Genomic DNA, 13,773 nt, shown 5'->3' with positions numbered 1-13,773 from the left:
ATTTGCAATCGCCCGCACTCAATGGAACGAGCCGATGCGCTTGAGATTACCGAAATTCATCCAGACAAAAAAGGCCTTGCCCACGATGTTGCCCTCGGGCACAAACCCCCAGTAACGGGAATCGAGCGAGTTGTCGCGGTTGTCGCCCATCATGAAATAGTGCCCCTCCGGCACCTTGCAAGTGACACCTTCTACACTGTAGCGGCAGTTTTCGCGATAAGCAAAATTGCTGGCGCCTTGCACAAAAGCGGGCACGTCGGGATTGTTCAGCAACCGATGCGGCTGATCACCCAGTTGCTCTTCCAACTGCTTGAAGTAACGCATGGAGTCTTCTTCAAAGAAGTCGGGCAACGCCTTGGTGTCAACAGTTTTACCGTTGATGGTGAGGCGCTTGTTGATGTAGGCCACCTCATCGCCCGGCACCCCTACGACACGCTTGATGTAGTCCATGCTGGGCTGTGGTGGATAGCGGAACACCAGAACATCGCCGCGAACGGGCCTGGATCCCTCGGTCAACCGTGTGTTGATGACAGGCAATCGAATGCCATAGGTGAATTTATTCACCAAAATCAGGTCGCCAACGAGCAGCGTTGGGATCATGGAGCCCGATGGAATCTTGAAAGGCTCGAAAAGAAACGAGCGCAAGAAAAACACCGCAGCGATGACTGGGAACAACCCCGCAGTCCAGTCCAGCCACCAGGGTTGCATGAGGATGCGGCCCTTGGCTTCCTGCACATCCACATCCACCTTCTGGATGCCCATGCGATCCAGCTCTGCACGCCGCTCAGTTGCTGCGTCCTCGATGGCCTGCGCCGCGCGGCGCCGCCGGGGCAGAAAATAAATGCGCTCTGCCAGCCAGTAGATGCCGGTGACGACCGTCGCCAGAAACAAAAGCAGTGCAAAGTTGCCCTCGATAGCTCCGGTATACCAGGCACCGATATAGCCCACGAAGGCCGCCAGCACCAGTGACGTCAAAATTTGCATGAATTGCATCAATCTTCCACCTGCAAAATGGCCAGGAATGCCTCTTGAGGCACCTCGACCGATCCGATCTGTTTCATGCGCTTTTTGCCTGCTTTCTGCTTCTCAAGAAGCTTGCGTTTGCGGGTGATATCGCCGCCATAACACTTGGCCAACACATTTTTGCGCAGTGCCTTGATGGTTTCTCGCGCAATGATGTTGGCGCCGATGGCCGCCTGGATGGCCACGTCATACATCTGGCGGCTGATGATCTCGCGCATCTTGGCAACCACTGCCCGGCCGCGGTACTGCGACTGCGAACGGTGCACGATGATGGACAAGGCATCCACCTTTTCTCCGTTGAGCAGGATATCCACCTTCACCACATCGGAGGCACGGTACTCCTTGAACTCATAGTCCATGGAGGCGTAGCCGCGGGAGACCGATTTGAGCTTGTCAAAGAAGTCGAGCACGATTTCACCGAGCGGCATTTCGTAAGTGAGCATTACCTGGCGACCGTGGTACGCCATGTTCATCTGCACGCCACGCTTCTGATTGGCCAGCGTCATCACCGGGCCTACATAATCCTGCGGCATGTACAGATGGACCGTCACGATAGGCTCGCGGATTTCCTCCAGACGACCCTGGTCAGGCATCTTGGAAGGGTTCTCGACCATGATCACTTCGCCGTCGGCCTTGACCACCTCATAGACCACACTGGGGGCCGTTGTGATGAGGTCCTGGTCGAATTCGCGCTCCAGCCGCTCTTGCACGATCTCCATGTGCAACAGTCCAAGAAAGCCGCAGCGGAAGCCAAAGCCCAGCGCCTGACTCACCTCGGGCTCATAGTGAAGCGAAGCATCGTTGAGCTTGAGCTTTTCCAGGGCGTCACGCAGCGAGTCGTACTCGCTGGCTTCGGTGGGGTAAAGACCTGCGAACACCTGGGGCTGGATCTCCTTGAAACCAGGCAGCGCGTCCGTAGCAGGCCCTGCATTGTTGGGGAGCTTCTTCTCGAGCGTGATGGTGTCACCCACCTTGGCGGCCTGCAGCTCCTTGATGCCGGCAATGATGTAGCCCACCTGCCCCGCATCGAGGGAATTGCGCGGCTCGTTGGCGGGCGTGAACACCCCCAGGTTGTCGGCGTTGTACACCGCGCCCGTGGCCATCATCTTGATGCGCTCGCCCTTGAGCAAGCGGCCATCGACCACACGCACCAGCATGACCACCCCCACGTAGCTGTCAAACCAGCTGTCGATGATCATCGCGCGCAGCGGGCCATCGGCATTGCCACGTGGTGCGGGCACCTTGGCAACAATCGCCTCCAGAATCTCATCGATTCCCATACCGGTTTTGGCAGAACAAGGAATCGCGTCGGTGGCATCAATGCCGATCACATCTTCGATCTCGGCCTTGGCGTTGTCTGGATCAGCGTTGGGCAGATCCATCTTGTTGAGCACCGGCACCACTTCCACACCCAGATCCAGAGCGGTGTAGCAGTTGGCCACAGTCTGCGCTTCGACCCCCTGCGATGCATCCACCACCAACAGCGCACCCTCGCATGCAGACAGCGAACGACTCACCTCATACGAGAAGTCCACATGCCCTGGCGTGTCGATCAGATTGAGGTTGTAGACCTGCCCATCCTGGGCCTTGTACTGCAGCGCAGCGGTCTGCGCCTTGATGGTTATCCCACGCTCTTTTTCGATATCCATCGAGTCCAGAACCTGGGCCTCCATCTCACGATCTGCAAGACCCCCGCACCGCTGAATCAAGCGGTCGGCAAGCGTCGACTTGCCATGGTCGATGTGCGCAATGATGGAAAAATTTCTGATGTGATTCATCAACGGAAAGCGTCAAGTGATTGAATTAAAACAGTGCGCACAAGAAAAAAGGGCGCGTCGAATGGCGACGCGCCCTGAACCAACAATCATTGGCAACTGCGATAGTTGGAGCTTCATTGTAGGCAAAAAGGCCGCCTGAAAAAGCCCGACCCTCGGCATCCAAGGGAAGTTGCCAGGGTGCAACAGGAATTTTATACACAGTTTATACACAGTCTGCACAAGAACAACGCTGGACAACTTGTGGGTGAGCTGTGGATCAATTGTGCATTGCTCAAAAACATCCCACATCGTGAACAGAGCGCCCGTCGATATGCAGATAAGCGTTGAACGCAAGTCTCTATTCTATCGAAACTGGTTGATGGACCTCTGAAAAGTTAGCAAAAGCTAACATCTAGACTGGTGTGGACGCCTCCTACCAACCCCTCAAAAAAAACCAGGCACCGACAATGGCCCCCTTGAAACGTAGGGAATGGCCCGACTCCGGGCCATCCTCGTTCTCGCTTGTGGCGCTTATCTGCCGGGGCGAATCAGCGCGTACTGAGCCCACTCACCACGGCGATACAGCACGTTGATGGACTTGCTCTTATCAGCCTTGGACAACACGGATTCAAACTCTTTCACGCCCGCCACTTCGGTGTTGGCAACCGACAGGATGATGTCCCCTTCCCGGAGGCCAGCGCGTGCTGCCGCGTCCGTGGCGGTCGCCACGACCACCCCGCCCTTGAGCTTGAGTTCCTTCTTCTGGGCATCCGTCAGTTCCGTCACTGACAAACCGATCTGCTGTGCAGCGGCAGAGGCCTTGGGCTTCTCCTCGCGCTCGGCTACTTTGGTGGCGGGCTTGTCAGGTTCGATCTCCGCGATGGTGATGGCCAGATCACGGGATGCACCGCGACGGAACACCGTCAGCGAACTGCGATTGCCTGGTTTGGTGTTCCCCACAAGGCGCGGCAGGTCTGCCACCTTCTCGATGGGTTTGCCATCAAAGCGCGTGATGATATCGCCCGCCTCCACACCCGCTTTGTCGGCGGGCGATCCTGCCTCCACTCCGGTCACCAGAGCGCCCTGCGCCTTGCCCAGGCCAATCGACTCAGCAACATCCTTGGTGACTTGCCCGATCTGGACACCGATACGGCCACGCGTCACACGGCCCGAAGCGCGCAGCTGCTCACTCACACGGATGGCTTCATCCATGGGGATGGCGAACGAGATACCCATGAATCCGCCAGAGCGGGAATAGATCTGGCTGTTGATGCCCACCACCTCACCACGCATGTTGATAAGCGGCCCGCCAGAGTTTCCGGGGTTGATGGCCACATCAGTCTGGATGAAGGGCAGGTAGTCACCCGTATCGCGCTGCTTGGCACTGACGATGCCCGCGGTGACCGTGTTTTCCAGCCCAAAGGGTGAACCGATCGCCATCACCCACTCGCCCACTCGGAGGCGACTCACATCCCCCACTTTCACAGCAGGCAATCCTGACGCCTCGATCTTCACAACGGCCACGTCAGTGCGCTTGTCAGCCCCCACGATGCGCGCCTTGAACTCACGCTTGTCCGTCAAGGTCACAATGACCTCGTCAGCGCCTTCAACCACATGCGCGTTGGTCATCACAAACCCGTCAGAGGTCAGAATGAAACCCGATCCCACTCCACGTGGCTGCGCCTCTTCTTCCTGTTGAGGCCGTTGAGGCCGCTGTTGACGCGGAGCATTGGGGATGGGTACCCCAAATCGGCGAAAAAATTCCAGCATCTCTTCGTCCATGCCATTGGCGTTGGCTCGACTGGACGCTTTCTCGACGGTGCGGATGTTGACCACTGACGGCCCCACCTGATCCACCAGATCGGTGAAATCAGGCAAGCCCCGAACCAGCGGTGCAGGTTGTGCCAACGCCGCATGGGGCGCTACCGAGACCGTGGCCAGACCACCCATCAGGCATGCCACTGCCACCGAACGCAACATACTTCCATCAAACTTCGGCATCTTCGACCTTTCTTGATTCTTGGCGAATGCTGTTCACGAATTGTGTGTGACTGTGAAGAGTGTGACGCCAAATGGTTCCCCGCATTCGTCACGCCCTCCATGCCCACACAAACCGCCAAATGACCGGGTATGGCGGCCCGCAGTCATCGGCAGCGCGGCTGTCAGCGCAGGCGCTCCAGCTGACCTACAAAAAGGCGCAGTGTCTGCAGAGGTACCTCTCCCACTGCGGTCAACCACGTGTCTGACGGCCCACGCTGGGCTACCAGCTGTGTAGCGCCCATGCTGGACACCTGGGGCTGCGCGGGATGACGCTGCGGGTCGAAGGGCTCCAGAAACAACGACACCGAGGCCAGTCCATCGGAGTACAGGCACTGCAAGACACTGGAGGCATCCGGAGCGTCAGACATCGCCCGTCGGTGACAGCTGACAGGCACAAATCCGGCCACGGGCTGGCGCAAGGCCCAACCTTCGGCCTTTGCCGTAGTTTTGACCACTGAGGGTGCCACCACCTTGTAACCCGAAGTCGCGTCCATCAGACGCGTCAGCTGATCAACCTTCACCGGCGCATTGAGATCCAGCTCGGAAAAAGCCGCTTGCTCCAAGACCCGACCATCAGCCGCCAGCGTCTGCAGCTTCACCACCAGCCCGGTTTCACGCTCGCTCCAGAGCCGATAACCGAACCGCAGGGTATCCGCCGGCTGAAACCAGACCACGTCCGACACGAAGCCAGCCACGCGCTCCTGCCCCAGCAGGCGGGGCGTGTAGAACTGGGCGATCGATGTACCACTGACCACAGGTACGCGCGGAAAGAGCCCAGATACATCGCGGCGGTCTGACCGCACAACGCGCGCCTGGGGCAGGAAGGTACGAACTTCGTCGTTACGGCGATAGACCGTGCGCGGAGTGCCACTGAGCGATTCAACCCGCTCCAATTGTTGCTGGCCATCGCATGCGTGCCAGATGCGTGAGCTGGACATGGCGCCGTTGGCCGACAACACCACAAAGGTTCCGGCATAGGCTCGGCTGCACGGTGCGCTGTGCATGCGCTCGATCCACTGCGCCATGTCGCGCTCGGCCACTGCAGTGGTAGTTGACTCAGAGGATGCAGCAGGAGCCCCCGCCACAGGCCCCACGAACAAGCCACACATCGCTGCGGCTATCAGCGAGCCAAGCCATCGAACCCGGGTATTTCCAAAGACCTTCGCAACTCCAGAGGGGTTCATCACACGATCTCAGCGCCAGACATACCGTTCACGATTCAGCGGCCAGGAGTCTCAAAAGTAGCGTTGCGCAAAAAGCCAGCAGGCATCTGCAGGGCCGACGTACTGCCAAACTGCTTATGGGCCGCCAGCAACTCATCCAATCGAGGATCCCGGATCATCACTTGCTGGCCGTCCGCATCAGCAACAGCCACGACAGGCGCGCCTTGCGCCGTCGCACGCTCGGGGGAAGACGCGGCCAGTTGAGCACCCGCTCCACCCGCCCCCTGCAGTTGGGAAAACGAGGTCCAGCCAATGGCCGCCACGGCGGCCAGCGACGCAAAACCCGCAACCATCTTCCAACGGAAAACCGAAGCATTGGCAGCCACAGGCAGAGGGGTGGCTACGATGCCCAGTTGGGCTGGAACATGTGGACGCTGTGGCGGAGCCTCCTTGGCCAGCTCTTCGCGCAAGCGGGACAGAAACGCTGGATTTGCTGGCCGCGCCAAATCAGAAGAACGCAACGCATCGCCCACAAGGTGGTAAACCGCCCATGTGTCGCGTCCTTCGTCTTCCGCCGCCCAGGCCAGCGCATCGGCAAACTCATCGCCGTGCAGCTGACCATCCGCCAGAGCAGATAGCTGTTCGCTCCGTCCGCCGGTCAAGCTGACGTCCGCCGAGGCGGTGATACCTGTTTGTGCCTTGTTCATTCAATCACCTCACCACCGTTTGCCCGACTGGTTTTCGAGCAAGGGTCGCACTTTGGCCGAAATGGCTTCTCGCGCCCGAAAAATTCGAGATCGCACCGTACCAATGGGGCACCCCATCGCGGTAGCAATTTCTTCATAACTGAGCCCTTCGATCTCTCGCAGCGTGACAGCTTGGCGCAGATCATCGGGCAAGGCCTCCATGGCTGCATTCACGACCTGGGCGATTTCCTGGGCCGCAAGGACAGTTTCGGGGGTTTCGTCGCTGGTTAGTTCGTGTCCAAGGCGGGAAGTTTCATCCTCGTCCTCCGAACCCCTGAATGCATTTTCGGAAATGACCGGGTTGCGCTTCATATCCATGAGCGCCTTCTTGGCTGTATTGACAGCAATCCGGTACAGCCAGGTGTAAAACTGGGCGTCGCCGCGAAACTGGTGCAGCGCCCGATAGGCGCGGATGAAGGTTTCCTGGGCAATGTCCTGCACCAGGTCCGTGTCGCGCACCATGCGCCCGATCAGTCGTTCGATGCGGCGTTGGTACTTGATGACCAGCAATTCATAGGCGCGCTGGTCGCCCGCTACCGTGCGCTCCACCAGTTGGAGGTCGCTGTCTTCGGAGGGGGAAGGCGGAATTACAGTCATGGATACTCAGTATTCACGCCCTGGGGCAGCTTGCCGGGCGGTTTCGTCAGCGTTGTCAGCGCCCGATCTGGCGCGCGAATATACCGCACGGCGCAAGTCCATCCAGCGCTCTGGCTGACTGGAACGCTCCAGCCACAACCACAGCGGCGGATGTCCGACGAGCAAGATGCGCACCCACAGATGCGCCTGCAGATCCAGAAGCACCTCCGGGGGCGCTGAAAGCGTCAGCGGCACACTGGTGGGCGGCGCCACTCGGTTCAGCGTCCAGGCTTGGCCGTCGAACTGCAAAACTCCACGGGCTTGGCTCCACCAAAAGTGCATGGCAGCCGCCATCGCTGGCAGCCAGAAACACAGGGCCACTGCGATAGACAGATGCGCAGCACGGCTACCCAAAGCGATCCAGGCAACCAAAACGGCACCACCAGCAAGCACCCAGGCAGCCAACAGCACGCCCAGCACCCGACTGCGACCCAACGGATATTGGACAGAGGGAGGCCGTCTCGAAAGCCGCGTCACAAGACAGCTCCCTTCGACGGATGGATCAAGCGCCAACTCGATGACGGACCGACACCACAGTCAATAACACATCGCCCGCAGGCCCACAAGCGATACGTATTGCCACCGAATCCGAGATTGGTATATGCGCGCAATCAGACGCGTTTGAATACCAGCGTTCCGTTGGTGCCGCCAAAGCCAAAGTTGTTCTTGACGGCCACATCAACCTTCATGTCCCGCGCCGTATTGGCGCAGTAGTCGAGATCACACTCCGGATCCTGGTTGAACAGGTTGATGGTGGGCGGCACTTTTTGTTCATGCAGTGCCAGCACGGTGAACACACTCTCAATTCCCCCCGCACCGCCGAGCAAGTGGCCCGTCATGGATTTGGTGGAGCTCACAACGGTCTTGTAGGCGTGGTCGCCCAAGGCCGCCTTGATTGCGTTGGTTTCGTTGATGTCACCCAGGGGAGTGGACGTGCCGTGGGCGTTAAGGTAATCCACCTGATCGGCATTGATCCCGGCGTTGCGCAACGCGCTGAGCATGGCGCGCCGGGGCCCATCCATGTTGGGAGCGGTCATGTGACCTGCATCTGCGCTCATGCCGAAGCCGCTGAGTTCGGCATAAATCTTGGCGCCTCGCGCCTTGGCATGTTCGTACTCTTCGAGCACCATCACACCGGCGCCTTCGCCCAGCACAAAACCGTCGCGGTCCTTGTCCCAGGGGCGGGATGCCGTCTTGGGGTCGTCGTTGCGAGTGGACAGGGCCCGCATGGCAGCAAACCCGCCGATGCCCAGCGGAGATACCGTGGATTCGGTGCCCCCAGCCACGACCACGTCCGCATCGCCGTATTCGATCATGCGACCGGCCTCGCCGATACAGTGCAAGCCTGTCGTGCAGGCGGTCACCACGGCAAGGTTGGGACCCTTGAAGCCAAAGCGCATGGACACATGCCCTGCCACCATGTTGATGATGGACGCAGGTACAAAAAATGGAGTGATACGCCGTGGCCCGCGGCTGACCAGCTCGGCGTGTGTGTTTTCGATCAGCGGGAGGCCGCCAATGCCGGAGCCGATCACGCAGGCAATGCGTGTGGCGAACTCCTCACTGAGCGCTTCACCCGTGGGAAGCCCTGCGTCCTGGACGGCCTGCGCTGCAGCAGCGATGCCGTAGTGGATGAAGGTATCCATCGCGCGCGCATCCTTGGCGCTGATGTACGACTCCAGGTCAAGACCTTTGACCTCTCCCGCAATCTTGCAGGCGAAGTTCGATGCATCGAACTTGGTGATGAGATCAATGCCGGACTGGCCGGCAAGGAGATTGGCCCAGGACTCGGCCACCGTGTTACCCACGGGGCTGACGCAACCCAGGCCGGTCACGACAACGCGACGACGGCTCATGCGTATAAAACCTTCTGCTGATCGCTTGAGTCAGGCGCAGGGCGCTGCTCAGGCCTTCTGGTGGGTGTTGGCGTAGTCGATGGCGTTTTGCACCGTGGTGATCTTCTCGGCGTCTTCGTCCGGGATCTCGATGCCGAATTCGTCTTCCAGAGCCATCACCAGTTCCACCGTGTCGAGCGAGTCGGCACCGAGGTCTGCCACGAAGGCCTTTTCATTGGTGACTTGGGACTCTTCCACACCGAGTTGTTCGGCAATGATTTTTTTGACGCGTGCTTCGATATCGCTCATGGTTTCCCTCTGGGGGTTGTGAATGAATCCGCGATTCTAGCCGCTTAAGGAGAAGCCCCTAAACGACCCGCCGTCCGGATGAACCGGCGTTAACTTTCAATAACTACATGTACATGCCGCCATTGACATGCAACTCCTGCCCCGTCACATAGCCAGCCTCGCGCGAGGCAAGGTACGCCACGGCGTGTGCGATGTCGGCCGGCTTGCCCATGTGACCCAGCGGGATCTGCGCATTGAGCGCTTTTTGCTGGTCTTCGGGCAACACGGAGGTCATGTCGGTCTCGATGAAACCGGGTGCGACGCAGTTCACGGTGATGCTGCGGCTGCCCAGCTCACGGGCCAGTGCGCGCGTCATGCCCGCCACACCCGCCTTGGCCGCAGCGTAGTTGGCCTGGCCTGGATTGCCCGACGCACCCACCACGCTGGTGATGCTGATGATGCGCCCAAAGCGCTGCTTCATCATCGGCCGGATCGCTGCGCGGCTCGTGCGGAATACCGCCTTGAGATTGGTGTCCAGCACGGCATCCCAGTCGTCGTCTTTCATGCGCATGGCCAGAGTGTCGCGCGTAATGCCCGCGTTGTTCACCAGCACATGCAGGCCACCTTGCTGCTTGACGATGGCGTCCATCAGGGCCTCGACCGCAGCCACATCGTTCACGTTCAGATTGGCACCGCGGCAACCAGGGTAAGCCGACAGCGCCTGGCTGATGCGCGCAGCGCCTTCATCCGTGGTGGCTGTACCCACCACCTGGTAGCCGCGCACCGCCAACTCCAGGGCAATGGCAGCACCGATGCCGCGCGATGCACCGGTCACCAGCGCCACTTGCGCCGCCTGCACTGCTGTCTGGGTCGATTCCGTCATGCCAACAACTCCCGGGTTTCAGCCAGCGTGGCCGAGTCAAACAATGCTGCGCCGACCAGTTCAGGGTCGATGCGTTTGGTGAGGCCTGCCAGCACCTTGCCAGGGCCACATTCAATGATGTGCGTCACACCACGGCCTTTCAGCGCCTGCACGCATTCCACCCAGCGGACGGGGCCAAAGGCCTGGCGGTAGAGCGCTTCGCGAATGGCATCAGCGTCTTGCTGCACCACCACGTCCACGTTGTTGACCACCGGAATCTGAGGGGTAGCAAGCGCAACCTCCGCCAGCGCCATACGCAGCTTTTCAGCCGCAGGCCTCATCAGGCTGGAATGGAAAGGCGCCGACACTGGCAGGGGCAATGCGCGCTTGGCGCCCGCCGCCTTGAGCACCACACAGGCCTTGTCCACACCCGCCTTGGTACCGGCGATCACGGTCTGGATCGGGTCGTTGAAATTGACAGCCTCCACCACCTCAGCCGTACCTGGCCCGAACGATGCCAAAGCCTCGGCACAACCAGCGATGACCTTGGAAGCCTCCATGCCCAGAATGGCCGCCATGGCGCCGGTGCCGACAGGCACCGCCTCTTGCATGGCCGCCGCACGCAGCCGCACCAGCGGGGCCGCCTGCGCGAGCGTCAACACACCAGCCGCCACCAGGGCGGAGTATTCGCCCAGCGAATGCCCGGCAACGGCCACCGGGGCTGCGCCACCTTCTGCGCGCCACACCCGCCATGCCGCCACGCCAGCGACCAGCATCACCGGCTGGGTGTTGGTGGTGAGGGCCAAAGCCTCCTTGGGGCCTTCCTTGATCAGCAGGCCGACATCCTCACCCAGAGCATCCGAGGCTTCCTGCAGGGTCTGCGCCACCACCGGGTGGTCACCCCAACCATCGAGCATGCCAACCGATTGCGAGCCTTGCCCCGGAAAGACAAATGCAAAAGACTTCATGAAAAATCCAGAAATATGATGAAACCGGCCGGTAGCGCTAGTATCTATTGCGCTAGCAGCTACAACTTCAGGAGCACAGCACCCCAGGTAAAACCACCACCCACACCTTCGAGCAGCAGGGTTTCGCCTTTCTTGACCTGACCGGTGCGCACCCCATGGTCCAAAGCCAGCGGAATGGAGGCTGCCGAGGTGTTGCCGTGTTGGTCCACCGTGACCACCACCTTGTCCATGGACATCTTCAGTTTGCGGGCGGTGCTCTGCATGATGCGGATGTTGGCCTGGTGCGGGATCAGCCAGTCGATATCGGCCTCGGTCAGCCCAGCCTTGGCCAGGGCCGCGTGGGCCGCCTTTTCCAGCACACCCACTGCCAGCTTGAAGACCGCCTGTCCGTCCATTTTGAGGACCGGATCCCCAAGCACCTTGCCGCCGGACACATTGCCGGGCACACACAAAATATCGACATGCTTGCCGTCGGCGTGCAGGTCGCTCGACAGAATGCCAGGCGTGTCAGAGGCCTCCAGCACCACAGCGCCCGCACCATCACCGAACAACACACAGGTGGTGCGGTCGTTGAAGTCCAGGATGCGGCTGAAAACCTCTGCACCAATCACCAGCGCGCGGTTGGCAGCACCTGTCTGGATCATGGCGTCCGCCACCGACAGGGCATAGACAAAACCGCTGCACACAGCTTGCACATCAAACGCAGGGCATCCATTGGCACCCAGCTTGTTCTGCAAGATACACGCAACGGACGGGAACACCATGTCCGGCGTGGACGTGGCCACGATGATCAGATCGATATCGGTGGGCTGCAGGCCGGCGGCCTGCAGGGCATTGCGCGCAGCCTCCAACCCCAAGTCGCTGGCGGTCACATCCGGCGCCGCAAAGTGGCGCGCCCGGATGCCGGTGCGCTCCACAATCCATTCATCGGAGGTTTCGATACCGCGCTGGCCCAGTTCGGCGACCAGATCAGCGTTGGTCAACCGGCGGGGAGGCAGGTAGCTGCCGGTGCCGGTAATGCGGGAATAACGTCTCATTATTGTGCGGTCGCCGCAACGCCAGGCTGGGGCTGGGCATCTGCAGGCGCCAGCAGGGGCGCCGCGTGCGCAATCCGGGTCCGGACACGGTCGAGCAGGTTGTTGCGGGCTGCATCATACGCCCGGTTCAACGCCTGCTCGAAAGCCATGGCGTCTGCCGATCCGTGACTCTTGAACACCAGCCCGCGCAGGCCGAGCAACGCCGCGCCGTTGTAACGGCGGTAATCCATGCGCTTCATCAACGCTTTTAAGATCGGATAGGCGACGATAGCGGCCATTTTGGTAAAAATGTGGCGTGAAAATTCGGTTTTAAGTGCTCCGATGATCATCGAGGCCACACCTTCGCTGGCCTTGAGCGCCACATTGCCCACAAAACCATCACAGACCACGATATCCACCGTACCCTTGAAGATATCGTTGCCCTCCACATTGCCATAGAAGTTCAAATCGCCGGAATTAGCGGCAGATCGCAGCAATTCACCCGCCTTTTTGATCACCTCACTGCCTTTGATGACCTCTTCACCAATGTTCAGCAAACCCACCGTGGGCTCGCCACCCTCCTGAAGGACGGATACCAGGGCAGAGCCCATCACGGCGAACTGCAGCAGGTGCTCGGCCGAGCAATCGACGTTGGCCCCCAGGTCCAGCACCGTCGTGGCACCACCGGTGGCGTTGGGCAGCTGGGTAGCGATGGCAGGACGGTCGATACCGTCCAAAGTCTTGAGTAGATAGCGGGCGATGGCCATCAAGGCACCGGTATTGCCCGCAGACACGGCCGCCGAAGCCGTGCCATCCTTGACTTGCTGGATGGCCACGCGCATCGAAGAATCTTTCTTCTTGCGCAAGGCCACTTCCACCGGGTCATCCATAGCGACCACTTCGGTAGCGGGAACGATGGTGGCTCGGTCGTGGGAGAACGATTGCAGGCTGTCCGCCAGGCCAACGAGCAGCAGACGGGCATCCGGGTGGTGGTCGAGAAACTGGCGGCACGCCGCGAGCGTGACGCGGGGGCCATGGTCGCCCCCCATGCAGTCAACAGCCAGTGTGATCATGGGCGACTTGTCCGGCCGGCCCAAAGGGCCGAGAGATGAATACGACGGTCAAAACAAAGGCCCGCGCTACAGGGTTTGTAGCAACGGGCCTTTGGATGGGGTGAAGGTCAGGCTTCAGACTTGTTTTTCAGCACCTGACGGCCACGGTAGAAACCGTTGGGGCTGATGTGGTGACGCAGGTGCGTTTCACCAGTGGTGGGTTCCACGGCAATGCCTGGCACGTTCAGGGCATTGTGCGAGCGGTGCATGCCGCGCTTGGAAGGGGACTTTTTGTTTTGCTGAACGGCCATGATGGCTCCTGATCTGGAATAGGTTGGTAAAAACGCGATCAGCCCAAAAAGACACGATGGGGTTCGCGTGAAGCCC

General features: G+C 60.1%; 14 protein-coding genes. All 14 read right to left on the bottom strand.

All coding sequences use genetic code 11. From position 1 onward, the window contains the following. Nucleotides 1–18: 18 nt before the first annotated feature. Nucleotides 19–993 (bottom strand): signal peptidase I, encoded by a 975-nt coding sequence (lepB, locus tag N4G42_RS07825; RefSeq protein WP_260666775.1) that lies wholly within the window; start codon nucleotides 991–993, stop codon nucleotides 19–21. Next, nucleotides 993–2,801, bottom strand: coding sequence for a translation elongation factor 4 (lepA, locus tag N4G42_RS07820; RefSeq protein ID WP_056061364.1), 1,809 nt, complete (start codon nucleotides 2,799–2,801; stop codon nucleotides 993–995). The genes lepB and lepA overlap by 1 nt, the downstream gene beginning before the upstream one ends. A gap of 510 nt (nucleotides 2,802–3,311) precedes the next feature. Further along, nucleotides 3,312–4,760 carry a Do family serine endopeptidase gene (locus N4G42_RS07815; protein ID WP_409557809.1) on the bottom strand — a complete coding sequence of 483 codons (1,449 nt, stop codon included), beginning with the start codon at nucleotides 4,758–4,760 and terminating at the stop codon, nucleotides 3,312–3,314. A 182-nt stretch (nucleotides 4,761–4,942) separates the two neighbouring features. Further along, nucleotides 4,943–5,929, bottom strand: coding sequence for a MucB/RseB C-terminal domain-containing protein (locus N4G42_RS07810; RefSeq protein ID WP_409557808.1), 987 nt, complete (start codon nucleotides 5,927–5,929; stop codon nucleotides 4,943–4,945). A 110-nt stretch (nucleotides 5,930–6,039) separates the two neighbouring features. Next, nucleotides 6,040–6,690, bottom strand: a complete 651-nt coding sequence (locus N4G42_RS07805) for a sigma-E factor negative regulatory protein (protein WP_082522408.1) — start codon at nucleotides 6,688–6,690, stop codon at nucleotides 6,040–6,042. Between the two features lie 9 nt (nucleotides 6,691–6,699). Next, nucleotides 6,700–7,326, bottom strand: a complete 627-nt coding sequence (gene rpoE / locus N4G42_RS07800; protein WP_015013192.1) for an RNA polymerase sigma factor RpoE — start codon at nucleotides 7,324–7,326, stop codon at nucleotides 6,700–6,702. A 6-nt stretch (nucleotides 7,327–7,332) separates the two neighbouring features. Further along, nucleotides 7,333–7,647 carry a hypothetical protein gene (locus tag N4G42_RS07795; protein WP_225580908.1) on the bottom strand — a complete coding sequence of 105 codons (315 nt, stop codon included), beginning with the start codon at nucleotides 7,645–7,647 and terminating at the stop codon, nucleotides 7,333–7,335. Nucleotides 7,648–7,976: 329 nt separating this feature from the next. Then, nucleotides 7,977–9,221, bottom strand: a complete 1,245-nt coding sequence (fabF, locus tag N4G42_RS07790; protein WP_260666772.1) for a beta-ketoacyl-ACP synthase II — start codon at nucleotides 9,219–9,221, stop codon at nucleotides 7,977–7,979. Between the two features lie 48 nt (nucleotides 9,222–9,269). Next, nucleotides 9,270–9,509, bottom strand: coding sequence for an acyl carrier protein (gene acpP, locus N4G42_RS07785; RefSeq protein WP_003058049.1), 240 nt, complete (start codon nucleotides 9,507–9,509; stop codon nucleotides 9,270–9,272). A 103-nt stretch (nucleotides 9,510–9,612) separates the two neighbouring features. Further along, nucleotides 9,613–10,371, bottom strand: a complete 759-nt coding sequence (gene fabG, locus N4G42_RS07780; RefSeq protein WP_056061353.1) for a 3-oxoacyl-ACP reductase FabG — start codon at nucleotides 10,369–10,371, stop codon at nucleotides 9,613–9,615. Further along, nucleotides 10,368–11,318, bottom strand: a complete 951-nt coding sequence (fabD, locus tag N4G42_RS07775; RefSeq protein ID WP_260666771.1) for an ACP S-malonyltransferase — start codon at nucleotides 11,316–11,318, stop codon at nucleotides 10,368–10,370. The genes fabG and fabD overlap by 4 nt, the downstream gene beginning before the upstream one ends. A 59-nt stretch (nucleotides 11,319–11,377) precedes the next feature. Beyond that, a complete protein-coding gene (locus N4G42_RS07770) occupies nucleotides 11,378–12,355 on the bottom strand; it encodes a beta-ketoacyl-ACP synthase III (protein WP_099729687.1) in 978 nt (325 codons plus the stop codon). Next, nucleotides 12,355–13,407: a phosphate acyltransferase PlsX gene (gene plsX, locus N4G42_RS07765; RefSeq protein ID WP_099729686.1), complete on the bottom strand. Its 1,053-nt coding sequence runs from the start codon at nucleotides 13,405–13,407 to the stop codon at nucleotides 12,355–12,357. The genes N4G42_RS07770 and plsX overlap by 1 nt, the downstream gene beginning before the upstream one ends. A gap of 107 nt (nucleotides 13,408–13,514) precedes the next feature. After that, nucleotides 13,515–13,697, bottom strand: coding sequence for a 50S ribosomal protein L32 (rpmF, locus tag N4G42_RS07760; RefSeq protein ID WP_005794249.1), 183 nt, complete (start codon nucleotides 13,695–13,697; stop codon nucleotides 13,515–13,517). Between the last annotated feature and the right edge of the window lie 76 nt (nucleotides 13,698–13,773).

Source organism: Acidovorax sp. K2F (assembly GCF_025246485.1).
In the GTDB taxonomy this organism is placed as follows: Bacteria; Pseudomonadota; Gammaproteobacteria; order Burkholderiales; family Burkholderiaceae_C; genus Acidovorax; species Acidovorax delafieldii.
The sequence above is the reverse complement of the archived record's forward strand: the minus strand, read 5'-3'. Positions and strand labels throughout refer to the sequence as shown.